Origin of the sequence: Streptomyces sp. NPDC048197, assembly GCF_043202395.1 — a bacterium.
In the GTDB taxonomy this organism is placed as follows: Bacteria; Actinomycetota; Actinomycetes; order Streptomycetales; family Streptomycetaceae; genus Streptomyces; species Streptomyces siderophoricus.
Genome location: NZ_JBIDAJ010000012.1, coordinates 62,143 through 88,436, shown reverse-complemented (window position 1 = coordinate 88,436; position 26,294 = coordinate 62,143). Strand labels below are relative to the sequence as shown.

The window sequence follows — 26,294 nt, the reverse complement described above, 5'->3', positions numbered from 1 at the left end:
ACCACCCCGCCCGCCCCACTGCGGCCGCCCGCCCCACCGCCCCGCTCATCCCACAGCCCCGACCCCCCCTGCCCCACCGCCCCACCCATCTCACCGCCCCGCCGGTCCCAAGTGGTCCGGCCGCCCCGCTTCACCGGCCGTCGGCTATCCGTGCCAAGAGCGCCACAGTGCCGCGTAGGGGCCGTTTGCGGTGACCAAGTCGTGGTGGGTGCCGAGTTCGCTGATGCGGCCGTTCTCGACTACGGCGATCACGTCGGCGTCGTGGGCGGTGTGCAGGCGGTGGGCGATGGCGACGACCGTGCGGCCGTCCAGGACCTTGCCCAGTGAGCGCTCCAGGTGGCGGGCGGCCCGCGGGTCGAGGAGTGAGGTGGCCTCGTCGAGGACCAGGGTGTGCGGGTCGGCCAGGACGAGACGGGCCAGGGCGATCTGTTGGGCCTGGGCGGGGGTCAGGGTGTGGCCGCCCGAGCCGACCTCGGTGTCCAGCCCACTGTCCAGGGCCCGGGCCCAGCCATCGGCGTCCACCGCGCCCAGGGCGGCCCACAGTTCGGCGTCGTCGGCGTCGGTGCGGGCGAGCAGCAGGTTGTCGCGCAGCGTTCCGACGAAGACATGGTGTTCCTGATTGACCAGTGTGACCTGCTCGCGGACCCGCTCGGCGGACATCGCGGAGAGTTCCGCACCGCCCAGCGTCACACTGCCCGTACGGGGACCGTAGATCCCCGCGAGCAACCGGCCCAGCGTCGACTTGCCGGCACCGGACGGGCCGACCAGGGCCAGGCGGCTGCCGGGACGGATGCGCAGGGAGACCTCGCGCAGGACGTCGACGCCGGTGCGGTAGCCGAAGCTCACGTCATCGGCGTGCACGTCGCGGCCGTCGGGCAGCCGCTCCGCGTCCGTCGTCCCGGGTTCGATCTCCCGGACGCCGACGAGCCGGGCGATGGACACCTGGGCCACCTGCAACTCGTCGTACCAGCGCAGGATCATGCCCACGGGATCGATCATCATCTGGGCGAGCAGCGCACCGGTCGTCAGCTGGCCCGCCGTGAGCCAGCCGTGCATCACCATCGCCCCGCCGAGCAGCAGCACCGCGCCCAGCAGCACCACGTGCGTCAGGTCGACGACCGGGAAGAGGACCGACCGCAGGAAGAGGGTGTAGCGCTCCCACTGGGTCCATTCGCGGATCCGGCGCTCGGAGAGGGCGATGCGGCGGGCGCCCAGGCGGTGCGCCTCGATGGTGCGTCCGGCGTCCACGGACTCGGTGAGGACGGCGGACACCGCCGCGTACCCCGCTGCCTCCGAACGGTAGGCGGACGGCGCCCGCTTGAAGTACCAGCGGCAGCCGACGACCAGCAGGGGCAGCGCGATCAGCACGGACAGGGCGAGCGGCGGGGCGGTCACGGTCAGCCCGCCCAGCAGCAGCGCCACCCACACCACACCGATCGACAGCTGCGGCACGGCCTCACGCATCGCGCTGGAGAGCCGGTCGATGTCCGTGGTGATCCGGGACAGCAGATCGCCGGTGCCGGCCCGCTCCAGAACGCCCGGCGGCAGCGCCACGGACCGTACGAGGAAGTCCTCGCGCAGGTCCGCCAGCATCCGCTCGCCGAGCATCGCACCGCGCAGCCGGACCATGCGGACGAACACCGTCTGCAGGATCAGCGCGAGGGCGAACAGGGCGATGGTACGGCCGAGTTGGAGCTGCCGATCGCCCGCGGAGAGCTTCTCGACGACCCCGCCCAGCAGGTACGGACCGGCCATCGAGGCGATCACCGCCGCGGCGTTGACGGCGACCAGCACGGTGAACTCCCGGCCGTGCCGACGGATCAGCTCGGCGACATAGCTCCGTACCGTCGCCGGGGAGCCCACGGGCAGGGTGGTGAGCGTCTGCGGGGCGTCCGGATCGTGCTCCGGCGGCGCCAGGCCGATCATGGGGTCTCCTCGATCTCGATCGATCTCGATCATGCGGTCTCGTCGACCTGAGCGGTCGTCAGCACCCGCTCGGGGTTCTCGTCCCGGGCTTCTTCTGGGGCCAGGTTCGTATGCGGCGCTACTTGACCTCCCGGGCCCCGAGCGGCCTCGGCTTCCGTCTCCCGAGCGGCTTCGGACTCCGGTTCCCGAGCTGCCTCGGCTTCCGTCTCCCGAACGGGTTCGGGACCCGTCTCCCGAGCGGCTTCGGACTCCGGTTCCCGAGCTGCCTCGGCTTCCGTCTCCCGAACGAGTTTGGGACCCGTCGCCCGAGCGGCCTCGGCTTCCGTCTCCCGAGCGGCTTCGGGTTCTGCCTCCCGGGTGACGATGGCGCGGTAGGCGGGGTGGCTGTGCAGCAGTTCGCGGTGGGGAGCCTCGGCGATGACCTTGCCCTCGTGGAGGAACGCGACCTGGTCGGCGCGGTCCAGGAGCAGCGGGCTGGAGGTCAGCACGACCGTCGTACGACCGGTCCGTACTTCCCGCAGGCCGTCGGCGATCCGGGCCTCGGTGTGCGCGTCCACGGCGCTGGTCGGCTCGTCGAGCACCAGTACCTCCGGGTCGGTGACCAGCGACCTGGCCAGCGCCAGCCGCTGCCGTTGGCCGCCGGAGAGTGACCGGCCGCGCTCGGTGATGTGAGTGCGCATCGGGTCCCCGGAGTCGTCGAGCGAGGCCTGTGCCAAGGCGGTCAGCACATCGCCGCACTGGGCGGCGGTGAGTGCCTCATCGGCGGCCAGCCGCCCGGAGGACGGCACGTCGAGCAGCTCACCGAGGGTGCCGGACAGCAGCATCGGGTCCTTGTCCTGTACGAGCACGGCCCTGCGGGCGGCGCCCCGCGGCAGGTCGTCCAGTGGAATGCCGCCCAGGGTGACCGACGGCAGGCCCTGCCCCACACCGCCACTTGCCCGGCGGGACGCGCCCTCTCCGCCGCCTCCGCCAACGCCGCCGCCGCGCACGCCCTCTACGCCGCGCGGGCCCTCTACGCCGCGCGGGCCCTCTACGCCCCGCACGCCGTCTCCACCACGCGCGCCGTCTCCACCATCCACGTCGTGGGGCCCGTCGCCCTGCGCAGGGGCCGCGTCCGCACGGTCCACGTGGTCGGTAGGGGCCGCCCAGGCCGCATCGCCGGCGGGGGCCGCATGGCCGGCGGGGGCCGTGTGGTCCGCAGGGCTCGGACGGTTGGCACCCTGCGCCTGGCCCGCAGTTACCGACGGAGCCGTACAGACCGCCCGGCCCCCATGGGCATGACCGCCCAGCCGTTCCGCCAGTCGGCCGGCCGTGTCCGGGTCGCCGCAGACCACTGCGGTCAGCCGGCCGGCCGGTGCGGTCAGGCCGCTGACCGGGTCGTGCAGATCACCGCCGGTCAGGGCCTGGTTGTTGTCCCCGTCCCGGCCGCCGGCCGGCCGGTGCTGGGCCAGGACGCGGGCGGTGCGCCGGGCCGACGGCCGGGCGAAGGACAGCGCCTGGGCGATCTCCTCGAAGTGCCGGAGCGGCAGCAACAGGAACGTGACCGCGCTGTAGATCATGACGAGTTCGCCGACCGCGACCGTGCCGTCGAGGGCGAGCCGGGTGCCGTACCAGACCACCGCGATCAGCAGCAGGCCCGGCAGCACGACCTGGACGGCCGCGATCAGCGACCACATCCGGGCGCTGCGGACGGCGGCCCGGCGGACCTCCTGGGAGGCGGCGCGGTAGCGGCCGAGGAAGAGCTCCTCGCCGCCGATGCCGCGCAGGACGCGCAGGCCGGCGACGGTGTCGGAGGCGAGTTCGGTGGCCCGGCCGGCCATCTCGCGCTGGGCGTCGGCCCGCCGGGCGGCGGGCGGCAGCAACGGCAGTACGGCCAGCGCCAGGACGGGGACGCCGAGCGCCACCAGGATGCCGAGGTGCGGCTCCCGGACGACCAGGGCGGCCGCGACCGCGACCGCGGTGACCGCGGCCGCGCCGAACCGGGAGATCGTCTCGACGAACCAGCCGATCTTCTCCAGGTCACCGGTGCTGACGGCGACGATCTCACCGGCCGCCACCTGCCGGGTCATGGCCGAACCCAGCTCCGTGGTCTTGCGGGCGAGCAGCTGCTGCATCCGGGCGACGGCGGTGATCCAGTTGGTGACCGCGGCGCGGTGCAGCATCGTGCCGCCCAGCGCGATCAGCGCACCGAGCACCAGGATCAGCCCGCCGGACAGTGCCAGCCGGCTGCCGTCGCGGTCGACCGCGGCCTGTACGGCCATGCCCACCGGTAGCGGGAAGGAGGCGATGGCGCCGAAGTTCACCAGGCCCCAGGCGAGGGCCTTCAACTGGCCGCCCAGCTGCTGTCTGTAGAGCCAGCGGAGGAAGCTGCCGCCCGTACGGACGTCGGGGACACCGGGGTCGGGATGCGGAAGGTCGCGGATCTGCATGATGCCCCAGGCGAAGTAGTCGTGGCTGAGTGGCTGAGTGGCTGAGTGGCTGAGTGGCCCACTGGTCCGCTGGCCCTGGAAGCCGCGGAAGTCGGGAAAGTGGTGGCCGAGTGGCCGTGGAAGTAGCAGAAGTAGCGGACGTCGGGGAAGTGGTGGTCGAGTGGTGTGGTGGAAGTCGCGGAAGTCGTGGTGGGGTGTCGAGGAGGGGGTGGCGCGCCGTCTCCGGTCCCGCGCCCGGCCCCTTTCCGGCAGGCGAAATTCCCCTCGCACCGGTCGCGTTGCCCGTCCCGTTGCCGGCGGAGGTCCTGGAAGACTGGCCCGGGGAGTGGGCTGATTTCAATCGATTTTTCCGCTGCGCCCGCGCGTTCAGGACAATCGTCCGGCACGGCTCGCCGATGCGGCGGGCGCTGAACGGACGTCAGTCGCATGGTGCGACCATGGGGGCATGCGACGTGCGGGCGGTGTGATGCGGAGGGCGGCGGTGGCCGCGGCGGGACTGGTCCTTCTGGCCGGCTGTGGCGGGGGCGGTCAGGACGGCAAGGACGACGGGGCGGGCAAGGGGGAGCGCCCCGGCGGCCCGGCACGTGGCGCGTCGGCCACCACCCACCTCAAGAACATCCCCGGCATCGGCACCACCCTCCGGTCCCGCATCCCCGCCGGCTCCCGTCAGGTCGTGGCGGTCTACGGCAAGGCGGCGGACTCCGCCGATGCCACCGTCGTCCTGTACGAGAAGGGCCCCAAGGGCTGGAACCGCAAAGGCAGCTGGCCGGCGCACAACGGCCGGCGCGGCTGGACGACGGACCACCACGAGGACGACAAACGCAGCCCCGTCGGGGTGTTCACGCTGACCGATGCGGGCGGGGTGCTCGCGGACCCGGGTGCCAAGCTGCCCTACACCCACTCCACCGCCTTCACCCCGCCGTCGTACTGGTCCAAGAACACCCGCCATGACTTCGATTACGTCATCGCGATCAACTACAACCGGGTGAAGGGCGCCTCACCGCTGGACCCGACCCGTCCCCAGGGGCAGTCCAAGGGCGGCGGAGTCTGGCTGCACCTCGACCACGGCAGCGGCACCTCCGCCTGCGTGAGCGTCTCGAAGTCCGCGATGCAGACGCTGCTGCGCACCCTCGACCCGGCGCGGCAGCCCGTGGTGGTCATGGGGGACGCGGCGCATCTGGCGGCCTGAGAGCCGCCCGTCGGGGAAGAGACCCCGTCCCGTATCGGCCCCAAGCTCTTAAGGCCCAGCCCTCACGACCCCAAGTAGTTACGGGGACGAGCCGTAACGAGGGTGAGCCGTAACGCGGACGAGCCGTAACGGGATGAGTGCGGCACCTCCGGAGGAAGGGGGTGCCGCCATCGCTCCCGACCAATTGCGTACGGGCCGTGCGTTCCGCCTTGGATCAAGCTCCAAGATTTGCCCGGAAGTTACAGCGAGCTCTTTCGTGGGGAACACCAAGCGACCATAGTGACGGACCGCGGAAGTCCACTTCCGCATAACAAAATCCGTCCATGGAGGAGTGCCCGTGCCGCACGCCACCGCACCTTTCGTCCGGCGCGCAGGCCGTCTGCTGCGCACCAGCCTGTTCGTGCAGGTACTCGTCGCCCTCGTCCTCGGTGTCGTCGTCGGGCGGCTGTGGCCGCAGGCCGGATCGGCGCTCCAGCCGCTCGGGGACGGCTTCGTCCGGCTGATCAAGGCGGTGATCGCGCCGCTGGTCTTCTGCGTCGTCGTCGCCGGCATCACCAAGGCGGGCGACCTCAGGGCCTTCGGCCGCATCGGCGTCAAGGCCCTGATCTGGTTCGAGGTGGCCACCAGCATCGCCCTCGTCGTCGGGCTGCTGGCCGGCAACGTCTTCGCGCCCGGCGCCGGGATGCACGTCGACCCCGCGTCCCTGGACAAGGGCGCGGTGGACGCCAGGACGGGCGGCGGACATCTCCCGTCCGCCGCCCAGTTCGTGCTGGAATCGCTCCCCAACAGCGCGGTCGGCGCGTTCGCCGAGAACTCGCTGCTCCAGGTCCTGGTGCTGGCCTGCCTGGTGGGCGCCGCGTTGCTGCACCTCGGCCGGCAGAAGGTGCCGCAGCTGCTGCCGCTGATCGAACAGGCCCAGGAGGTCGTGTTCACCATCGTCGGCTACATCATGAGGCTCGCCCCGCTCGCGGTCCTGGGCGCCACCGCCCACCTCGTCGGCGAGTACGGACTGGGCGCGATGTCCACCTACGGCAAGCTGATCGCGGTCTGCTACGGCGTCGCACTGGCCTTCCTCGTGTGCCTGGGCCTGGCGCTGAAGGCCGTCACCGGGCTCAGTCTCTGGAAGTTCGTCCGCTACACCCGCGAGGAACTGCTGCTGGCGCTGGGCACCGGGTCCAGTGAGACCGTGATGCCGCGGATGATGCAGAAGCTGCGGGCCGCGGGCTGCCGGGACGACGCGGTGGGCCTGGTGCTGCCGACCGGCTACTCGTTCAACCTCGACGGTGCCTCGATCTACCTCTCCATCGGCACCCTCTTCATCGCCCAGGCCATCGGCGTCGACCTGTCGCTGGGGCAGCAGATCACCGTGGTGCTGGTGCTCCTGCTGACCAGCAAGGGCATGGCGGGCGTACCCGGTTCGGCGTTCCTCGCGCTGTCCGCGACCGCCTCCGCGCTGGGCGTCATCCCGGCCGCCGCGGTCGCCCTGCTGCTCGGCGTCGACCGGATCATGGACTCGATGCGGGTGGCGACGAATCTCCTCGGCAACTGCGTCGCGGTGTTCGCGGTCTCCCGCTGGGAGGGCGCACTGGACCGCGTGACGGCCAAGCGGGTCCTGAACGGCGAGCAGCCCGCCCGGCCTGCTCAGCCCACCGGAACGGCCCGGCCCACCCAGCCCGCCGATACGGCCGGGCCCACCCAGTCCGCCGACGCCACCCAGCCCCGGCCTGCCGAAACCGCGCCCGGCACGCACGACACCTGAGCCTGACAGGCCCGGCGGACACCAGCTCCGCCGGGCCCGTACGTCAACCCGCCCTACTCCTCCGGCTTTTCCGAGTCCATCCCCGGCCGGGCCTTCTTCCACAGTCCGCGGGTGAAGTCCGGGATCTCCTGCGGCGCGCCGTTCGCCTTGATGGAGCGGTCGCTCAGCGGCACCGGCGCCGTCCAGGTCGCCGCGTCGTAGACGTCGAAGTCCGGCACCAGACCCAGCCGCATGCACTGGATGAGCCGGAAGACCAGCATGTAGTCCATACCGCCGTGGCCGCCGGGCGGGTTGGCGTGCTCCTTCCAGAGCCAGTGGTCCCACTGCGCGTACTTGCCGAAGTCGCCCCACTCGTCGTTGTTCTGGTCCGGCTCCAGATAGATCCGCTCCGGGTAGTCCTCGAAGAGGCCCTTGGTGCCGCCGAGACTGTTGATCCTGCTGTACGGGTGCGGGGTGGAAACGTCGTGCTCCAGCCGGATCACCCGTCCCTTGGCGGTCTGCACGAGGCTGACCGTCCGGTCGCTTTCGATGTACGACTCCTTCCAGCTGGGGTCGTCCGCCGGCATGTGCTCCTTGCGGTACGCGGCGAGCCCGCGGGCCGGGGAGCCCATGCTGGAGATGCGCACCGCGCGGTCACCGCGGTTGAGGTCCATGTAGTTGGCGACCGGGCCGAAGCCGTGGTTGGGGTAGAGGTCGCCGCGCAACCGGGTGTGCCAGAGCCGGCGCCAGGGGCCCTCGTAGTACTTGGGGTCGAACATCAGGCCGCGCAGATCGTGGATGTACGCCCCCGCGCCGTGCAGCAGCTCGCCGAACAGCCCGGCGTGCGCCATCCGCAGCACCCGCATCTCGTTCTTGCCGTAGCAGCAGTTCTCCAGCTGCATGCAGTGTCTGCGGGTGCGTTCGGAGAGGTCGACGAGTTCCCACAACTGTTCCAGGCGGAGCGCGATCGGGCACTCCACGCCGACGTGCTTGCCGCTCAGCATCGCCGTCTTCGCCATCTCGAAGTGCCAGTCCCAGGGCGTGGCCACATAGACGAAGTCGACGTCCCCGCGCTTGCAGAGCTGCTCGAAGTCATGGTCACCGTTGGTGTAGACGGCGGGTGCGGGCTGTCCCGCGGTGGTGACCTTCTTGGCGGCCCGGGCGGTCTTCTCCTTCACCGGGTCGCACAGGGCGACCACCTGTGCGCCGGGCATCGCCAGGAACAGGTCGATCATGCTGCCGCCGCGATTGCCGAGGCCGATGATGCCGACGCGGACGGTGGAGCGCCGCTCGAACGGCACCCCGATCATGGTTCTGCCCTTGGCCGTTGGCGTTGTGTCGGCGTCGTACGCGGCACCGGCCGTCCCGGGCGTGGCCGCCGCGGCCTGAGGTACCGTCAGCCCGCCCAGCCCCAGTCCCGCGCCCGCCGCACCGGCGGTCCACAGGACGGAACGGCGGCTCGGCCCGGCCTCATCATGGCTGTGGGTGTGGTCGTGGTCGTGGTTCTGCGATCGTGCCTCGTTCATCGGTCCTCCAGGGATCGGTGGTGCGCCGGGGCATACGTGAACCTCGGTCAGGACCTTGTCGGCCGACAGCCGGAGGCACAAGAGGGCCGAGTGGCGCCGCAAAGTTGCGGAAGCCGCAGCCAGCATCTTTCGCAACACGTTGAAAAGTCTTGCAGAAAGCCTTGACGTGTTAATGACATGAACGGCAGGCTCCGGTATCGGACAACCCCCCATGGCGGCCTGGCGCGTGGCTGCTCCAGCGGGCGCGGTACGGCACGGCCGTGCCCCATGACGAAGGAGCCACAAGATGCAGCAACGTTCCCGTGTGCTGGGCGGGACGCTCGCCGGAATAGTGGCCGCGGTCGGCCTGGCCACCGTCGCGCCCTGGCCCTCCCAGGCCACCCCGCCCGGGCAGAAGACCGTCACCGCCACGCTCTTCGAGCGGAAGTACGTGGACGTCGCCAAGGCCTGCACCGACCAACTCGGCCCGGCCGGCTACGGCTTCGTCGAGGTCTCCCCGGCCTCGGAGCACATCCAGGGCGGGCAGTGGTGGACCTCATACCAGCCCGTCAGCTACAAGATCGCCGGCCGGCTGGGCGACCGCGACGCCTTCGCCTCGATGGTCAGCGCCTGCCACGCCGCGGGTGTCAAGGTCATCGCCGACGCGGTCGTCAACCACATGGCCGCCGGATCCGGCACCGGCACCGGCGGCACCCGGTACAGCAAGTACAACTACCCCGGCTTCTACCAGGACTGGGACTTCCACGGCTGCCGCAGGAGCATCTCGGACTACACCAACCGCGACGACGTCCAGACCTGCGAACTGGTCGGCCTCGCCGACCTCGACACCGGCAGCGACTACGTCCGCAGCACCATCGCCAAGTACCTCGACGACCTGCGGTCGCTGGGCGTGGACGGCTTCCGGATCGACGCCGCCAAACACATCTCCGCCACCGACCTGGCCGCCGTCAAGGCCAAGATGAAGGACCCCGGCTTCTGGGTGCAGGAGGTCATCTACGGCGCCGGCGAGGCGGTGCAGCCCGACGAGTACACCGGCATCGGCGACGTCGACGAATTCCGCTACGGCGCCCACCTCAAGAGCGCCTTCCAGAGCGGCAACATCGCCCAGCTGAAGTCCGTCGCGGACGGCAAGCTCGGCAGCGACAAGGCCCGCACCTTCGTCGACAACTGGGACACCGAACGCAACGGCTCCACGCTCACCTACAAGGACGGCGCCGCCCACACCCTCGCCAACGTCTTCATGCTCGCCTCGCCCTACGGCTCACCGAACGTCTACTCCGGCTACGAGTGGACCGACAAGGACGCCGGACCGCCCAGCGGCGCCACCGGCTGGACCGACGAGCACGCCAAGCGGGAGATCACCGGCATGGTCGGTTTCCGCAACGCGGTGGGCACGGCCGGGCTGACCGACTGGTGGGACAACGGCGGCAGCGCCCTCGCCTTCGCCCGTAGCGGCAAGGGCTTCGTCGCCCTCAACAACGGGGACGCCGCCCTGACCCGGACGTTCGCGACCTCCCTGCCCGCCGGGACGTACTGCGACGTGGTGCACGCCGCGCCGTCCTCCTGCGACGGGCACACGGTCACCGTCGGCGACGACGGCAAGGCGCAGGTCACCGTGCCCGCCAGGAGCGCGGTGGCATTGCACGTCGGCGGCTGACCCGGTCAGTCCGGCCGGGTCGCCCGCTCCAGCGCCAGGAGGGCCGAGCACCAGCCTCGGCCCTCCGTGGCCAGCTCCATCCCGATCTCGCACATCCGGTTCGCCGACAGATGCAGGTCGAAGGGGCGCGCGGTGACCTCCGCCGCCTCCTTCGCGGTGGCCGCGCCGGTCAGTTCCGGGTGCAGCATCCCGCGGTCCCCGGCGAACGCGCAGCACCCCGCGTCGTCCGGCACCACCACCTCCCGCGCACACGCCTCGGCGACCCGCCGCAGCTGCGCCTCGTCCCCCAAGTGCCGCATGGCACAGGTGGGATGGAGCACCGCGGAACCGGCCGCCCGCCGGACCGTCAGGCGCGGCAGCAGCTCCTCGGCGGCCCAGACGACCGAGTCGACGACGGTGAGCTCGGCGTGCAGCGCGCGGTTCTCCGGCGTCAGATACGGCACGACCTCCCGGACCAGGCCCAGCGTGCACGAGGACGCGTCCACCACCAGGGGCAGCAGCCCGCCGGCGGTCCAGCCCCAGGCCGCCTCGACGATGCGGTTGGCCATCACCGCCGTGCCGCGCTCGTAGCCCTTGGAGTGCCAGATCGTGGCGCAGCACGTCCCGGGCACGTCGCGGGGGATCCACACCGGCCGGCCGGCCCGCCCGGACACCGCCACCACCGCCTCGGGCAGTGACGGCCCCCGGTGCCCCGCGGGCTCCCCGAAGATCCGGTTCACACAGGCCGGGTAGTAGACCGCGGCCGCGCCGGCCCGCCGGGTCGCCGGCAGCCGGCGGGCCGCCGGGCCGGGGATCCGCGGCAGCCACTCGGGCACCAGGTCGGGGCGGACGGCCCGGCGGGCGGCCCGGGTCAGCGCGGCGGCCGGCCGGTCGCCGATCCGGTCGGCGGCCGCCACCGCCAGCCGTGCCGCCCGCTCGACCGCCCCGAACCGCCGGGCGGTCCGCTCGGCGAGCCGCTCCTCGCGCGGGGAGTGGCGCCGGTGCCGGAAGTCCTTCATCAGCCGGCCGGTGTCGATGCCCACCGGGCAGTCGAGCATGCAGGTCGAGTCGCCGGCGCAGGTGTCCACCGCGTCGTAGCCGTAGGAGTCCAGCAGCGCGCCGGTGACCGGCGATCCGGCCGGCTGGCGGAGCATCTCGCGGCGCAGCACGATCCGTTGCCGGGGCGTGGTGGTGAGGTCCTTGCTGGGGCAGGTCGGTTCGCAGAAGCCGCATTCGATGCACGGGTCGGCGAGCGCCTCGATGCGCGGGATGGTCTTCAGGCCCCGCAGATGTGCCCGCGGGTCGCGGTCGAGCAGGACGCGCGGGGCCAGGATGCCGGCCGGATCGCAGAGGTCCTTGATCCGCCACATCAACTCCGTGGCCCGCGGCCCCCATTCGAGCTCCAGGAACGGGGCGATGTTGCGGCCGGTGGCGTGCTCGGCCTTCAGCGAGCCGTCGAAGCGCTCGACGGTCAGCCGGCAGAAGTCCGCCATGAACGCCGCGTAGCGCGCCACGTCGTCCGGCTCGGCCGCGTCGAAGGCGAGCAGGAAGTGCAGATTGCCGTGGGCGGCGTGGCCGGCGACGGCGGCGTCGAAGCCGTGCCGGGCCTGGAGCTCCAGCAGCGCCGCACACGCCTCGGCCAGCCGGGCCGGCGGCACCGCGAAGTCCTCGGTGATCAGCGTCGTCCCGGCGGGCCGGGAGCCGCCCACCGCGGTGACGAACGCCTTGCGGGCCTTCCAGTAGCCGCCGAGGACGTGCGGGTCCCGGGTGAAGGCGTTGGTGACCGAGGCGACCGGCGCGACCGGTTCCAGCCCGGCCAGCACCCGGGCCGCGGCCTCCTCGTACCCCCGCAGCGCGGCCTCCTCGGGCGCCCGGAACTCGACCAGCAGCGCCGTGGTCTCCTTGGGCAGCGCCGCCCAGTCCGCCGGCACCCCGGCCACCCGCACCGACGCCCGCAGGGTGTTGCCGTCCATCAGCTCCACCGCCCGCGCCCCGGCCGCGGTGAAGTGCGGTACGGCCGCGGCCGCGGCGCCGAGCGTACGGAAGAACAGCAGCGCGCCGGCGGTGTGCCGGTCCAGCGGCAGGGTGTCGAAGACCGTCTCGGCGAGGAAGCCCAGGGTGCCCTCGGAGCCGACCATCAGCCCGCGCAGGATCGCCACCGGCGTGGCACCGTCGAGGAAGGCGTCCAGGCGGTAGCCGTTGGTGTTCTTGATCGCGTACTTGGCGCGGATCCGGGCCACCAGCGCGGTATCCGCCTCGATCTCCGCCTTGAGCGCCAACAGGCCCGCGCACAGTGCCGGTTCGGCCCGCGCCAGCTCCGCGTCGGCGTCCGGTTCCGCGGTGTCCACGATCGTGCCGGACGGCAGGACGACGGTGGCCGACGCCAGCGTCCGGTAGGAGTTACGGGTGGTGCCGGCCGTCATGCCGGAGGCGTTGTTGGCGACCACCCCGCCCAGGGTGCAGGCGATCGCGCTGGCCGGGTCGGGGCCGAGCAGCCGGCCGTACCGGGCCAGGGCCGCGTTGGCGCGCAGCACGGTCGTCCCCGGCCGGATCCGGGCCCGGGCGCCGCCGTCGAGCACCTCGATCCCGGTCCAGTGCCGCCGCACGTCGACGAGGATGTCCTCGCCCTGCGCCTGGCCGTTGAGGGAGGTGCCGGCGGCCCGGAAGACCACTTTCCGGCCCTTGCCGTGGGCGTAGGAGAAGACCGCCGAGATGTCGTCGATGTCCTCGGCCACCACCACGACCTGCGGGACGAAGCGGTACGGGCTGGCGTCGGAGGCGTAGCGCACCAAGTCGGAGACGGTGTGCAGGACCTTCTCCGGGCCGAGCAGCGCGATGAGGTCACCGCGCAGCGGCTCGGGGGTGCCGGGCGCCAGGTGGTCGGCCACCCGGTCGGGTGCCGGCCGGCCGCCGGCGGTGGGCCGCAGGGCCCCGGGCTTCGGCTCCAGCAAGGGCATGGCGGGCACTCCTCCGGGTGAGGGGGCGTCAGGTCAGTGTGGGTCACCCGGCCCGTCGACCAGGGTGGACAGCAGACCCCCGAGCACCTCGCGCTGATCGGCGGTCAGCGGAGCCAGGATCTCCTCCGCGGCGGCCCGGCGCGCGCTGCGCAACGCGCGCAGCGTGGACCGGCCGGTGTCGGTCAGCTCGATCCGCACCACGCGCCGGTTGGCCGGATCCGGTACCCGGCGGACCGCGCCGTTCGCCTCCAGGGCGTCCACCAGGGTCGTCACCGCGCGCGGGACGACCTCCAGCCGCTGGGCGAGGTCCGCCATCCGCGGCGGGGTGTCGCGGTAGTGGTCCACGATCCGCAGCACCCGGGACTGCGCGGGGGTGAAGGCGATGTCCAGGTGCGCCAGGTGGCGCTTCTGCGCGCGGTGCATCCGGCGGGTCAGCCGCACCAGTTGTTCGGCGAGGTTGCTGCTGACCGTCGGCTCAGGGGAGGGCATGCCCCGAGAGTATCAGGACCTGGTTCATTGTGAGTATAGGTAACAATGAGCTAGGCTCAGTGAAGTCCCGCTGTCCCGTACCCCTCGTAGGAGCCCATGCACCGCGACGAACCCCAATGGACCCCGCCCCCCAAGGACCCTGACACACCGGTCCAGCTCCGGCGGATCCTCACCCTCTTCCGCCCCTACCGCGGCCGGCTCGCCCTGGTCGGGCTGCTCGTCGGCGCCTCCTCCCTGGTCTCCGTGGCCTCGCCGTTCCTCCTGCGCGCGGTCCTCGACGTCGCCATCCCCGGCCGCCGCACCGGACTGCTCACCCTGCTCGCCCTCGGCATGATTGCCACCGCCGTCACCACCAGCGTCTTCGGCGTCCTGCAGACCCTGCTGTCCACCACCGTCGGCCAGCGCGTCATGCATGACCTGCGCACCGCCGTCTACGCCAAGCTCCAGCGGATGCCCCTGGCGTTCTTCACCCGCACCCGCACCGGCGAGGTCCAGTCCCGGATCGCCAACGACATCGGCGGCATGCAGGCCACGGTCACCTCCACCGCCACCTCCCTGGTCTCCAACCTCACCTCGGTCATCGCCACCGTCTGCGCCATGCTCGCCCTCGACTGGCGGCTGACCGTCGTCTCCCTCCTGCTGCTCCCGCTCTTCGTCTGGATCAGCCGCCGGGTCGGCAACGAACGCAAGAAGATCACCACCCAGCGGCAGAAGCAGATGGCCGCGATGTCCGCGATGGTCACCGAATCCCTCTCGGTCAGCGGCATCCTGCTCGGCCGCACCATGGGCCGCGCCGACTCCCTCACGAAGAACTTCGCCGGCGAATCCGAGCGCCTGGTCGACCTGGAGGTCCGCGCCAACATGGCCGGCCGCTGGCGGATGGCCACCATCGGCATCGTCATGGCCGCCATGCCCGCCCTCATCTACTGGGCCGCCGGCCTCGTCCTCCAACTGGGCGGACCGGTCTTCTCCATAGGCACCCTGGTCGCCTTCGTCTCCCTCCAGCAGGGCCTGCTGCGCCCGACCGTCTCCCTGCTGTCCACCGGCGTCCAGATGCAGACCTCACTCGCGCTCTTCCAGCGCATCTTCGAATACCTCGACCTGCCGGTCGCCATCACCGAACCCGCCGCCCCGGTCCGCATCCCGGCCCCGCGCGGCGAGATCCGGTTCGAGAACGTGCGGTTCCGCTACGACCCCGACGCCGCGCCCACCCTCGACGGCATCGACCTGACCGTCCCCGCCGGCGGCAGCCTCGCCGTCGTCGGCCCCACCGGCAGCGGCAAGAGCACCCTCAGCTACCTCGTCCCCCGCCTCTACGACGTCACCGAAGGCCGGGTCACCCTCGACGGCACCGACGTCCGCGACCTGGACTTCGACACCCTCGCCCGGGCCGTCGGCGTGGTCTCCCAGGAGACCTACCTCTTCCACGCCTCGGTCGCCGACAACCTGCGCTTCGCCAAGCCCGACGCCACCGACGACGAGATCCACCGCGCCGCCAAGGCCGCCCAGATCCACGACCACATCGCCGCCCTCCCCGACGGCTACGACACCCTCGTCGGTGAGCGCGGCTACCGCTTCTCCGGCGGCGAGAAGCAGCGCCTGGCCATCGCCCGCACCATCCTGCGCGACCCGCCGGTGCTCGTCCTCGACGAGGCGACCAGTGCCCTGGACACCCGCACCGAACACGCCGTCCAGCAGGCCATCGACGAACTGTCCGCGGGCCGCACCACCCTCACCATCGCGCACCGCCTCTCCACGGTCCGCGACGCCGACCAGATCGTCGTCCTGGACGCCGGCCGGATCGCCGAACGCGGCACCCATGACGAACTGCTCGCCGCCGACGGCCGGTACGCGGCGCTCGTCCGGCGTGACGCACACCTCACTCCGCCCGGCGAGCAGATCATGGCCGAGCAAATGACTCATGGGTAACATCCGGGGTGGCGGCGGCCGGTTGACCGGTCGGGGCGGCCGCCGCCCCCACTCCTGCCCTTCCCCGGCCGCCCGTCACAGGGCTGCGAGATCCACCGCCTCGGCCATCGCCCGGTACCCCTCGTCACCGGGATGCTTGTGGTCACCGCTGTCGAAGTGCGCCGCCAGCGCCTCCGGATCACCGGGGTCCGCCAGCGCCGCCGCGAAGTCCGCGACCGTGTCGAACTCGCCCGAGGCCCGTATCCAGTCGTTCACCTTCCGCCGCTTCGCCTCCGCGCCCGGCGTGTGGTACTCCGCCCCCTTGAACGGCATGATCGTCCCCCCGACGATCCGCACCCCCGCCGCCCGCGCCGCCGCGATCAACTCGCGGTAACCCGCGATCAGCTCGTCCGCGGACCGGTCCGGGGCCGGCTTGTACGTCGGCAGGTCGACCTCGCTGAACCCGATGTCGTTCAGCCCCACCAGCACCACCACGGAAGCCACCCCCGGCCGGTCCAGCACGTCCCGCCGGAAGCGCCCCACCGCCCGCTCCCCGAACCACGCCGAATCGCTCAGCAGCAGATTCCCGCCGATGCCCTGATTGAGCACCGGCCGCACCGCGCCCTTCCCCGCGAGCCGTTCGGCCAGCGCGTCCGCATAGCGCCCGTTGCCGTCGATCGTCGAACCGAAACCGTCGGTGATCGAGTCCCCGAAGACCACCACGGTGTCCCGCCGCGCCGGCCCGCCGTCCGCCAGCTCCACCGCCGCGAGGAAGTACCACGACACCGTCGTCTCCCCGAACACCGCCGGGTCCGTGGCCGTCAGCCGGTCCCCGGCCGCGCGGTACGCCGTGGCGTACGCCTGGGCGTGGAAGGTCGCGGGACCCGTCGGCCGGGCGAAGTACAGCGACACCGTGAGCGACTCGAAGGGCGCCACCGCCACCTCGACGGCATCACTGCGCACCTCCCCGCCCGCCGGGATCCGGACCCCCGCCGCCCCGCCGAACGTGAGCCGCCGCACCGTCCCCTCCTGCACCCCGGCACCCTCCCCGGTACGGGCCAGGGACGCGCCGGCCACCTCCAGCGGCCCGGTCCCGTACCGGTTCGACAGCACGATCCGCGCCGCCGTACCGGAACCGGTGACCCGCACCACCTGGCGCACCGTCTGCTCCGCGAACCCCTCCAGCGCCCAGTTCTCGTGGAACCCTTCACTGGGACGCTGCACGGACGCCGCCCAACCTGCCTGCCAATACGGTGGGTTGCCGTTGCCGTTGCTGTTGCCGTCCACGATCTGCTCCATGGTCCGTCGCCTCTCTCTGTCGATCACCCGGTGGCGATGACAGCGAGTCTGCTGGCGGCCGCGCAGCCCACCCAGCCCTCTGGTCTGCGTACGAACCGCATGCCTACGCATGCCAGGGTCAGCCTGCGGCCGCAGCGTCCGGCGCCCCGGCTTCAAGGCGGCCGGGAGGTGCGGCGTTTCGGGAGTTTCGCCGCCGGTCCACGGGTACCCGAGGGAGAGGTGGGTCGGCCGCACGGAGAAGCCGATGCACTGGTTCAAGTGCGCGGTGGAGGGCGACATCATCGTCGACTTCCACACCCTTGAGCCGATCGGCCCGACCGGCCTGGACCCCCGGCGGTTCGATGAGTTCATGCGTCCACTCGGTCTCCGTCCCGGGCAGCCGGCGCCGCCGCACAGCGTCCTGGCGCTCGCGGAGAACGCCTTCGGGCTGCGCGGCACCCCGGCCCGGGACGGCGAAGAGCGCTGGAGGGGCAGCCTGCTGCCCCGGTCCGAGCAGGCCGAGCAGCCGCACTGAGCGTCCGGCCCGGCCTCGCGACGGCAGGGCCCGCCTCACGTGCGCCGCCAATACAAGCCCTCCGCACGCCAGTTCACCGCTCGCCACGCCGCCGCGCCCGGTCCGGCCCGCAGCACCGGCCGGTACGGTGGACGTCCGCCACGGGCCTGCCGCCCGTCCTCTCGTTGACGAGAAGTCCGGGCCGCCCGTCCTCTCGGAAAGCGAGAAGTGCGATGAACCAGACAGCAGCCCACCCCCGTCTCGCCGCGGCGGTGGTGGTGCACAACGGCCGCGTGCTGATCGTCCGCCGCAGCTACCGCGAGCGCTTCCTGCCCGGCGCATGGGGCGTCCCCTGCGGCAAGCTGGAAGCGGGGGAGACCCCCGAAGCCGGCGCTCTGAGGGAGCTCAAGGAAGAAACCGGGCTCCTCGGTGCCATCGTCGCCCACACCGGATCCGCCAGCTTCCTCAGCGACTACCAGGGCCGACGGGTGCGCAACCACCAGGAGAACTTCCTCGTCCGGCCGCTGACCCTCGACGTCGTCCTGCCCAGCCCCGACCAGGAACACCGCTGGGCCCGGCCCGCCGAACTCGCCGACGCGGGCGTCGACGCCTACAACCTCGGCGTCATCCGCCAGGTCTTCGGCGGCCGGCTGGACGCCTCCGGACTGCGCACCATGACCGCCCGCTACGGCTACCAGGGCCTCGCCCCCACCCCCTTCACCAGCCCAAAGAGCGTGCCAGCGCGTCGAGTTCGGCAAGATACGCGGCCGGTGCGAGGGGAGTCTTGGGCGGCGGACCGGCCCGCCCGGCGCGGCCGCCGCTGACCCCGCCGGCCCGGCCGGGCACCCTGACGTACACATCGGTCACCGAGCGCTGCGGGGCGGTCTCCAGGAACAGCGTCACCGTCGGCTCCTCGCTCACCACCCGGTGCAGCGTACGGGCGTCCAGCCCGTAACTCCGACCCGCCCCGTACCGCTCTGCACACACCAGCCGGAGCCGGGCCTCCCCGACCCGCCGCAACCGCCAGGCCCCGCCCGGCCCGTCGATCGTCTCCCGGTACACCACCGCCGGGACCCCCTCCGCCGCCGGCTCGTAACACTCCATCCGCACCCGGCCCCGCACCACCGCCGACGCGATCGCACAACGGTGATTGTGGATGTCCTCCGGTTCCGCGCCCATCGGGCCGGGCCAGAAATGGACCCGCAACATGAACCGCGGCGCACCGGACAACAACACCAGCTTGTCGAAGCCCAGCACATGCCGGTACGACAGCCGCGTGCACTCCGCAAGGTCCACCGCACCGGCGGATAATCGGCGCACCAGCGGACCCAGAACCTCCGGCCGCGCCAGCTCGGCCACCACCGCACGCGCCGACTCGGGCGACGGCGGCCGCGGCCCACCGCCCAACCGGTCCATCAGCAGCCGCCGAACCTCCTCGACCTGCATCTCCGCCTCCCGTCCACCGGCACCGCCCGGCAGCCCGCTGCGCCGCACCGGCACCACCCGTCGGCACACACCCCGCACCTCACCGGCGTCGGCCCGTCCGCCGGCGCACCACATCCCGCACTCCACACCGCGCCCCACCCGGCACCGGCCTCATGGCCGGTAGGACATCAGCGCATACCGCCGCAGCACCGACAGCCCCTGATACGCCATCCACACCGGATTGCCCATCGGTCCGTCGTCCCAACGCCACACCCCGCCCCGCTGCACGGCCCGCACCCGCGCCACCGCGGCGGCCAGCTGGGCCTCCCACACCGGCAGCCCCACCCCCTCCGCAGCGATCTGCCGCGCCCCGTCCGTCATCAGCGCCCGCGCCACCCACGCCGCCCCGAAATGCCGCACGGACAACAGCTCCTGATGCAACGGATCGTCCTGCCCCGGCCGCCGCACCTCCTCCTGGCAGTTCGCCAGATCGCCCGCGCCCGCCCCCGGCAGCGCCGCCCCCGCCAGCAACCAGCGCAGCCCCTCCTCCCGCACCGCACGCTGCCGGGCATCCTCACCCAGCACCCGCGCGGCCCGGTCCAGCGTCACCACCGCCCGCGCCGTGTGCACCGCCGACGGCGCCGGATTGCCCCGGCCCGTCGCCAACGCCGCACCCCAGCACCGGTGATGACCCCGCCCCGGATCGCCCGTGGCGCCGTTGACCAGCACCGCCCGCAGCCCGCCCAGCGATGCCGAACCCGGCGCCGCCCGTAACAGCCCCCGCAGCACATTCGTCACCACGTAGGTGTTCGCCAGACCGAAGGCATCGTGATCCGGATCCAGCAGCGCCTCGCACGAATGGATCTCGGCCTCCAGCAGCCGGGGATCCGCACCCGCCCGGGCCAGCGCCCCCAGCACCACCGCGGTGACCTCCGGACGCGCCCCGCTGCCCTGCGAACGCGCCGCCCAGCCACCCCCCGGAAGCCGCAGCCGCCACAACGTCTCGGCCACCTCACCCGCGCGTATCCGCCCGTCGTACGGCGCGATGTCCAGCAGCAGATGCAGCCCGTACGCCGTGCCGAACGCCGTCGGATGCACCGGCGGTTCGCTCTCCGCCAGGGAATGCGGCCAGCCCGTCAACGGCCCGTGCCCGGGCACCTCGATCACCGACAGCCCGCGCCGCAACGCCTCGTACGCACCGTCCATCAACTCCGGCAGCGAACCCGCCGGCGACGCCACCGGCCCCGGCGCCGGCACCCCACCACCCGCCGCAGCCGCGGCCCGGGCCCGCACCAGCGCCGCCGACAGCCACACCACCGCCCCCACACCCACCCCCGCCGTCGCCGCCAGGCAGTACCGCGCCGCCTCACCGGCCAGACCCTGCGGCAGGAGCCCCACCAAGGTCTGGAACACCGCGAAGGCCGCCGCCGGCACCCCCAGCCGCGCCAGCCAGGTCAGCAACCGGGACGGAGCCGACGGCGGCCCGGCGGACGAAGGCGGCGGGCCCGGAACCGGCGCCGGCCCGCCGCCCCCGGCCACGCCGGAACGCCGTGCGCCGACCTCCTGACGCAGCATGGTCCGCTCCCTCCCCCCGGGCGCCGGCCCCCGCACCGAGCGTGCGAAAGACATCCCGATCAGTGTAGGAATCCCCACTGACAACGGGGTCGCACACCTGTCGCAGTCGCCCTCCGGCCACCCGCCGGACCCGCCCCTCAGCCCCCGCCCGCGACACCGTCCCCGGCCGCCTCCACCAGGACCACCTCCAGCGTCCGCGGACCGTGCACGCCCTCCACCCGGTCCAACTCGATGTCACTGGTGGCCGAAGGCCCGGAAATCCACGTCAGCGGACGCCCCGGGGCCAGCCGCGGCAGCGCCTCGGGCACCGACCCGACCACCTGCCCGGGCACCCGGACCACGCAGACATGGTGATCGGGCACCAACGTGATCCGCCGTCTTCCCTGGTCAGGCCCGGCATCCAGGACGAGCGTGCCGGTCTCGGCGATCGCCAAAGCGCACCCCGTCACCACACTGTCCACCGCGTCCAGTTCCCGCGCCGTCTGCTCCGCACGGTCCTCGACCACCTCCGCCCCCACCTCGGCCAGCCACCCCGGATTCAGCCCCCGGGGCACCACCACCCGCCGCGCCCCCCGCTCCGCCACCAGCCGGCCGATCAGCGCCGGCAGTCCGCCAAGATCGCTGCGGTGCACCAACGCCCGGTAATCCGCCAGGTTCTCGGCCAGCAGATCCACCGTCTCCGCCGCCGTACGGGACCCGTGCACCCGCCGGTAGTCCCGCACCAACGGCGGCTCACCGGCCCTGGCACCACCCGGCGCGCCCTCCCGCGGTACCTCCGCAAGCGCCCGCCGCACCCGCGCCAACACCACATCCCTGCTGCTCACTCGGCGTCTCCCTCTCCACCGGACGGCTGCCCGGACGACCCGCCACGCGTACGCCGCCACCAGTCACGGAACGACTCCGGCGGCACCGGCGGAAGATCACGGGCCTGCGACCACGCCCGCCCCGGCCCCGGCAACCGCCGCGGATGCAGCCCCCGCGTCCGCGCCGCCAGCCGCATCCCGCGGCGCAGCACCCCCGGGTGATCGAACGCCCAGGCCGCCGCCCGCATCGCCGCCCGCTCCGCGGCATGTCCTTTGGCCGGTTTCAGTACCACCCGGGCCCCGCCCCGGACGCCCGGACCGCCCTCCACCACCCGCTCGCGCAGGTGCACCAGCACCTCCGGGATGTCGATGGCGACCGGACACACCTCGTAACACGCCCCGCACAGCGACGACGCGTACGGCAGCGACTCCTCCAAGGGGCCGGTGAGACCGCGCAGTTGAGGAGTGAGGATGGCACCGATCGGACCCGGATACGGCGACCCGTAGGCGTGCCCGCCGGCGCGCTCGTACACCGGGCACACATTGAGACACGCCGAACAACGGATACAGCGCAGCGCCTGACGCCCGACCGGATCGGCCAGCGTGTCCGTCCGCCCGTTGTCCAGCAGCACCAGATGGAACGTCCGCGGCCCGTCCCCGTCCACCGTCCCCGTCCACGTCGAGGTGTACGGATTCATCCGCTCCGCGGTGGACGAGCGCGGCAGCAACTGCAGGAAGATCTCCAGGTCCTGCCAGGTCGGCACCACCTTCTCGATGCCCACGACCGAGATCAGGGTCTCCGGCAGGGTCAGACACATCCGCCCGTTGCCCTCCGACTCGACCACCACCAGCGTGCCGGTCTCGGCCACCATGAAGTTCGCCCCGGAGATCCCGACCTTCGCGGTCAGGAACTTCTCCCGCAGATGCAGCCGCGCCGCCTCCGCCAGCTCCACGGGCTCATCGGACAGCCCCTCCGGCGCCGGACGGCCCCAACGCCCCATCTCCCGCCGGAAGATGTCACGGATCTCCGCACGGTTGCGATGGATCGCCGGCACCAGGATGTGCGACGGCAGATCCGCCCCGAGCTGCACGATCAACTCCGCCAGATCCGTCTCGTACGCCCGGATCCCGGCCTGCTCCAACGCCTCGTTGAGCCCGATCTCCTGCGTCGCCATCGACTTGACCTTGACGACCTCCCGCTCACCGGTCGCCCGCACCAGCTCCGTGACGATCCGATTGGCCTCCGCCGCATCGGCCGCCCAGTGCACCCGGCCGCCCGCCGCGACGACCGCCGCCTCCAACTGCTCCAGATAGCGGTCGAGATGCCGCAGCGTCCGGTCCTTCACCGCGGCCCCCGCGGCCCGCAACTGCGCCCAGTCGTCCAGCTCCGCCACGGCCCTGGCCCGCTTGTCACGGATGGTGTGCGTGGCGTGCGTGAGGTTCGCGCGCAACTGCCCGTCCCGCGTGGAGACGGCCGCGGCCCGCGGAAAGGCCGGCATGCCCAGGTACGTCCCGCTCATCGCCCGCCGCCTTCCGCCGTACGCCCACTGTCCCCGGTACCGGCGCTCTCCTCCGTACCGGCCAGGATCTCCGCGATGTGCACCGGCCGGACCGCCGCGCCCTGCCGCGTCAGCATGCCGCCGATGTGCAGCAGACACGAGTTGTCGACCGTGCAGACCGCCTCCGCGCCGGTGCCGAGCACATGCCGCACCTTGTCGGCCCCCATCGCCGCCGAAACCGCCGGGTTCTTCACCGCGAACGTGCCGCCGAAACCGCAGCACTCCTCGGCACCCGGCAGCTCCCGCAGCTCCAGCCCCTTCACGTGCCGCAGCAGCCGCAACGGACGATCGCCCAGCCCCAGCATCCGCAGCCCGTGACAGGTGGGGTGATACGTCACCACATGCGGGTAGTACGCGCCGACGTCCTCCACCTTCAACACGTCCACCAGGAACTCCGTCAGCTCGTACGTCTTCGGCACCGCCAGCGCCGCGGCCTCCGCGAGTTCCCGGCCGCGCCCCTCGGCGGCCGCCTTCGCCCCGATCCGCGGGTAGTTGTCCCGCACCATCGCCGCACACGAACCGGACGGCGTGACCACGTAGTCGTACTCCCGGAACGCCCGGTGGAAGCGCCGTACGAGCGGCTCGGTCGCATGCCGGTAGCCGGTGTTGAACTGCGGCTGTCCGCAGCAGCTCTGCTCCTCGGGGAAGCCGACCTCCACCCCCAGCCGTTCCAGCAACGTCACCACCGCCCGGCCCGTCCGCGGCTGCAGCAGATCGTTGATACAGGTGACGAACAGTGCTACACGCACGTTGCCATCTCCTTTCGGCCGCTCCGGCCTCTGGCGGCCATCCGCTTCCGCGGTACATGATCACCTGTCGGCTCATCCTGCCCCAGCGGCCGGCCGAGGAGAAGAACCGGAGCGGAGGACCATGTCGCACGCCGAAACCCTGACCGCGGACCGGGCGCCGGGAGGCGGCCGCCCGGCGTCCCGGCTGCGCCAACTGGCCGCCGCCTCCATAGGCAACGCCGTCGAGTGGTACGACTGGTACGCGTACTCCTTCCTGGCCGTCTACTTCGCCGACCAGGTCTTCCCCAAGGGCGCCGGCAACTCCCTGGTACCGCTGCTCTCCACCTTCGCCGTCTTCGCGGTCGGTTTCTTCATGCGGCCGGTGGGCGGCCTGCTGATGGGCGTGGTCGCCGACCGCCGCGGCCGGCGCACCGCACTGACCGTGACCATCCTGCTCATGGGCGGCGGCAGCCTGCTCGTCGCCCTCACCCCCACCTACGCGGCCACCGGCCTCCTAGCACCGGTCGTGCTGGTCCTCGCCCGTCTGGTCCAGGGCCTGTCGGTCGGCGGCGAATTCGCGGCCTCCACGACCTTCCTCGTCGAGTCCGCCGGCCCCGGCCGCCGCGGCCTGTTCTCCAGCTTCCAGTACGTCTCCACGACCCTCGGCCAGCTCCTGGCCTCCGGTACGGCGGCACTCCTCGCCGGTCTGCTCACCGAACGGCAGATGGGCCAGTGGGGCTGGCGGGTGGCCTTCCTCGGGGGTGCGCTGCTGAGCCTGCTGGGCCTGTGGATCCGCCGCGGCGCCGAGGAGACCCGCAGCGCCGAACAGCAGGCCGCCGACCGCCCCGGCCTCTTCGAGGCGCTCCGCCGCCACCCCCGCCAGTCCCTGCTGATCTGCGGCATCACCGCCGGCGGCACCATCGCCTACTACACCTGGACGACCTACCTCCCCACCTACGCCCAGGTCAACGCGGGCTTCGACAAGGGCGATTCACTCATCGTCGGCACCTTGTCGCTCGCCTTCTTCGCCCTGCTCCAGCCGCTCGGCGGCCTGCTCTCGGACCGCATCGGCCGCAAACCGCTGCTGCTCGGTTTCTCCCTGGGCTTCGCGGTCCTCGCGGTGCCGCTGCTCCACCTGGTCACCGACGCGTTCGTCTCCCTGCTGCTGGTGCAGTGCGCCGGCATGGTGCTGCTCACCGGCTACACCGCGATCGCCGCGGCCGTGAACGCCGAGGTCTTCCCCGCGCGGGTGCGTGCCGCCGGCATCGGCTTCCCGTACTCCCTGACCGTCGCACTCTTCGGCGGCACTGCCCCGTACGTCGGCACCTGGTTCAAGCAGGCCGGTCACGCGGGTCTCTTCCCCTGGTACGTGTCCGCGCTCTGCCTGGTCTCGTTCGTCGTCTACCTCACGCTTCCGGAAACCTCGCGGGGGAGGCTGGAGCGGTAGGGCGCGGGGCCGGGCGCCGGGGCCAGTAGTCGGCGGATGTCGCGTACGGCCGCACGGCCTGCGCGGTTGGCGCCGATGGTGCTGGCGGAGGGGCCGTAGCCGACGAGGTGGACCCGGGGGTCGCGCAGCGTGCGGGTGCCGTCCATCCGTATGCCGCCGCCCGGCTCGCGCAGCTTCAGCGGGGCGAGGTGGTCGATGGCCGCGCGGAAACCGGTCGCGTAGAGGATCACGTCCGCCGCCACCCGGCGGCCGTCCGCCCACACCACACCGGTCGGCGTGATCCGTTCGAACAGCGGCAGCCGCTCCAGTACGCCGCTCTCCCGGGCCTGCCGGATCGCGTCCGTCATCGGCAGCCCGGTCACGCTCACCACGCTCTGCGGCGGCAGGCCCTGCCGGACCCGCTCCTCGACGAGTGCCACCGCCGCCCGGCCCTCCTCCTCGCCGAACGGGCCCTCGCGGAAGACCGGCGGCCGCCGCGTCACCCAGGTCGTGGCGGCCGCGACCGGCGCGATCTCCAGCAGCTGCTGCACGGCCGAGGTCCCGCCGCCCACCACCACGACCCGCGCGCCACGGAACTGTTCCGGCCCCTCGTACCGGGAACTGTGCAGCTGCCGGCCGCCGAACGTCTCCTGCCCGGGGAAGCGCGGCCAGAACGGCCGGTCCCAGGTACCGGTCGCATTGATCAGCGCCCGGGCCGCGTACCGCCCCTCCGACGACTCGACCAGCAGCCGCCCGCCCGCGCCCTCGCGGACCGCCAGGACGCTCACCGGGCGGTGTACCTGCAGCCCGAAGCTCTGCTCGTAGCTCTCGAAGTACGCGCCGATCACCTCGGAGGACGGCCGCCCCGGATCGGCGCCGCTCAGCTCCATCCCGGGCAGCGCATGCATCCCGTGCACCTTGCCGTACGTCAGCGACGGCCACCGGAACTGCCAGGCACCCCCGGGGCGGGGGGAGTGGTCCAGGACGACGAAGTCGTGCTCGGGCCGGTAGCCCACCCGCTGCAGATGGAAGGCGGCGGCCAGGCCGGCCTGGCCACCGCCGATCACGACGACGTCCGTCTCGACGGCGGTGGTGGTGTCGAGGGCGCCGGCCGTGGCCGCTCCGGTGTAGTTCATGTTTCTACTAACTGGGGGAGGGGGCGTTCTCTTCCCGGCCGGCTGTCCCAGG

General features: G+C 72.4%; 19 protein-coding genes. 7 read left to right on the top strand and 12 right to left on the bottom strand.

What is annotated here, in order from left to right; all coding sequences use genetic code 11:
* Nucleotides 1-144 precede the first annotated feature (144 nt).
* Nucleotides 145-1,926 (bottom strand): ABC transporter ATP-binding protein, encoded by a 1,782-nt coding sequence (locus ACGF4C_RS18175; RefSeq protein WP_393567357.1) that lies wholly within the window; start codon nucleotides 1,924-1,926, stop codon nucleotides 145-147.
* A 29-nt stretch (nucleotides 1,927-1,955) separates the two neighbouring features.
* On the bottom strand, nucleotides 1,956-4,355 hold the full coding sequence (locus tag ACGF4C_RS18170) for an ABC transporter transmembrane domain-containing protein (RefSeq protein ID WP_393567355.1): 2,400 nt from the start codon (nucleotides 4,353-4,355) through the stop codon (nucleotides 1,956-1,958).
* 445 nt (nucleotides 4,356-4,800) lie between these two features.
* On the opposite strand from ACGF4C_RS18170, the gene ACGF4C_RS18165 reads away from it, so the two are divergent.
* Together ACGF4C_RS18165 and ACGF4C_RS18160 are read left to right on the top strand one after the other, a co-directional pair.
* Nucleotides 4,801-5,544: a hypothetical protein gene (locus ACGF4C_RS18165; RefSeq protein WP_393567353.1), complete on the top strand. Its 744-nt coding sequence runs from the start codon at nucleotides 4,801-4,803 to the stop codon at nucleotides 5,542-5,544.
* Between the two features lie 337 nt (nucleotides 5,545-5,881).
* Nucleotides 5,882-7,303, top strand: a complete 1,422-nt coding sequence (locus ACGF4C_RS18160; RefSeq protein WP_393567352.1) for a cation:dicarboxylate symporter family transporter — start codon at nucleotides 5,882-5,884, stop codon at nucleotides 7,301-7,303.
* A gap of 53 nt (nucleotides 7,304-7,356) precedes the next feature.
* Here ACGF4C_RS18160 and ACGF4C_RS18155 read toward each other — a convergent pair whose 3' ends face one another.
* Nucleotides 7,357-8,808 carry a Gfo/Idh/MocA family protein gene (locus ACGF4C_RS18155; RefSeq protein WP_393567351.1) on the bottom strand — a complete coding sequence of 484 codons (1,452 nt, stop codon included), beginning with the start codon at nucleotides 8,806-8,808 and terminating at the stop codon, nucleotides 7,357-7,359.
* 286 nt (nucleotides 8,809-9,094) lie between these two features.
* On the opposite strand from ACGF4C_RS18155, the gene ACGF4C_RS18150 reads away from it, so the two are divergent.
* On the top strand, nucleotides 9,095-10,465 hold the full coding sequence (locus ACGF4C_RS18150) for an alpha-amylase family protein (RefSeq protein ID WP_393567349.1): 1,371 nt from the start codon (nucleotides 9,095-9,097) through the stop codon (nucleotides 10,463-10,465).
* 5 nt (nucleotides 10,466-10,470) lie between these two features.
* Here ACGF4C_RS18150 and ACGF4C_RS18145 read toward each other — a convergent pair whose 3' ends face one another.
* Together ACGF4C_RS18145 and ACGF4C_RS18140 are read right to left on the bottom strand one after the other, a co-directional pair.
* Entirely contained in the window at nucleotides 10,471-13,401 is a 2,931-nt protein-coding gene (locus ACGF4C_RS18145; RefSeq protein ID WP_393567347.1) for an FAD-binding and (Fe-S)-binding domain-containing protein, read from the bottom strand.
* Between the two features lie 33 nt (nucleotides 13,402-13,434).
* Nucleotides 13,435-13,890, bottom strand: coding sequence for a MarR family transcriptional regulator (locus tag ACGF4C_RS18140; RefSeq protein WP_362138258.1), 456 nt, complete (start codon nucleotides 13,888-13,890; stop codon nucleotides 13,435-13,437).
* Nucleotides 13,891-13,986: 96 nt separating this feature from the next.
* Between ACGF4C_RS18140 and ACGF4C_RS18135 the strand changes: the two genes are divergently transcribed.
* A complete protein-coding gene (locus ACGF4C_RS18135; RefSeq protein WP_393567344.1) occupies nucleotides 13,987-15,819 on the top strand; it encodes an ABC transporter ATP-binding protein in 1,833 nt (610 codons plus the stop codon).
* A gap of 75 nt (nucleotides 15,820-15,894) precedes the next feature.
* Here the strand turns inward: ACGF4C_RS18135 and ACGF4C_RS18130 are convergent, their stop codons facing one another.
* Nucleotides 15,895-17,097 (bottom strand): SGNH/GDSL hydrolase family protein, encoded by a 1,203-nt coding sequence (locus tag ACGF4C_RS18130; protein WP_393567342.1) that lies wholly within the window; start codon nucleotides 17,095-17,097, stop codon nucleotides 15,895-15,897.
* A gap of 244 nt (nucleotides 17,098-17,341) precedes the next feature.
* On the opposite strand from ACGF4C_RS18130, the gene ACGF4C_RS18125 reads away from it, so the two are divergent.
* Nucleotides 17,342-17,611 carry a hypothetical protein gene (locus ACGF4C_RS18125; RefSeq protein WP_393567340.1) on the top strand — a complete coding sequence of 90 codons (270 nt, stop codon included), beginning with the start codon at nucleotides 17,342-17,344 and terminating at the stop codon, nucleotides 17,609-17,611.
* Between the two features lie 212 nt (nucleotides 17,612-17,823).
* Complete coding sequence (locus tag ACGF4C_RS18120) at nucleotides 17,824-18,414, top strand: NUDIX hydrolase (protein ID WP_362138250.1); 591 nt, start codon at nucleotides 17,824-17,826, stop codon at nucleotides 18,412-18,414.
* On the opposite strand, the gene ACGF4C_RS18115 is transcribed toward ACGF4C_RS18120, so the two are convergent.
* The 5 genes from ACGF4C_RS18115 to ACGF4C_RS18095 form a co-directional block, all read right to left on the bottom strand.
* A complete protein-coding gene (locus ACGF4C_RS18115) occupies nucleotides 18,308-19,105 on the bottom strand; it encodes a hypothetical protein (RefSeq protein WP_393567338.1) in 798 nt (265 codons plus the stop codon). The two genes, ACGF4C_RS18120 and ACGF4C_RS18115, sit on opposite strands and share 107 nt — an antisense overlap.
* An 81-nt stretch (nucleotides 19,106-19,186) precedes the next feature.
* Nucleotides 19,187-20,590, bottom strand: a complete 1,404-nt coding sequence (locus ACGF4C_RS18110) for a hypothetical protein (RefSeq protein ID WP_393567336.1) — start codon at nucleotides 20,588-20,590, stop codon at nucleotides 19,187-19,189.
* A 137-nt stretch (nucleotides 20,591-20,727) separates the two neighbouring features.
* Nucleotides 20,728-21,414, bottom strand: a complete 687-nt coding sequence (locus ACGF4C_RS18105) for a lactate utilization protein C (protein WP_393567334.1) — start codon at nucleotides 21,412-21,414, stop codon at nucleotides 20,728-20,730.
* Nucleotides 21,411-22,913 (bottom strand): lactate utilization protein B, encoded by a 1,503-nt coding sequence (locus tag ACGF4C_RS18100; protein WP_393567332.1) that lies wholly within the window; start codon nucleotides 22,911-22,913, stop codon nucleotides 21,411-21,413. The genes ACGF4C_RS18105 and ACGF4C_RS18100 overlap by 4 nt, the downstream gene beginning before the upstream one ends.
* Nucleotides 22,910-23,701 carry a (Fe-S)-binding protein gene (locus tag ACGF4C_RS18095; protein WP_393567331.1) on the bottom strand — a complete coding sequence of 264 codons (792 nt, stop codon included), beginning with the start codon at nucleotides 23,699-23,701 and terminating at the stop codon, nucleotides 22,910-22,912. The genes ACGF4C_RS18100 and ACGF4C_RS18095 overlap by 4 nt, the downstream gene beginning before the upstream one ends.
* 121 nt (nucleotides 23,702-23,822) lie before the next feature.
* On the opposite strand from ACGF4C_RS18095, the gene ACGF4C_RS18090 reads away from it, so the two are divergent.
* Nucleotides 23,823-25,127: an MFS transporter gene (locus tag ACGF4C_RS18090; RefSeq protein ID WP_393567329.1), complete on the top strand. Its 1,305-nt coding sequence runs from the start codon at nucleotides 23,823-23,825 to the stop codon at nucleotides 25,125-25,127.
* Here the strand turns inward: ACGF4C_RS18090 and ACGF4C_RS18085 are convergent.
* Nucleotides 25,082-26,242, bottom strand: coding sequence for an NAD(P)-binding domain-containing protein (locus ACGF4C_RS18085; RefSeq protein ID WP_393567327.1), 1,161 nt, complete (start codon nucleotides 26,240-26,242; stop codon nucleotides 25,082-25,084). The genes ACGF4C_RS18090 and ACGF4C_RS18085 overlap by 46 nt on opposite strands.
* Nucleotides 26,243-26,294 lie beyond the last annotated feature (52 nt).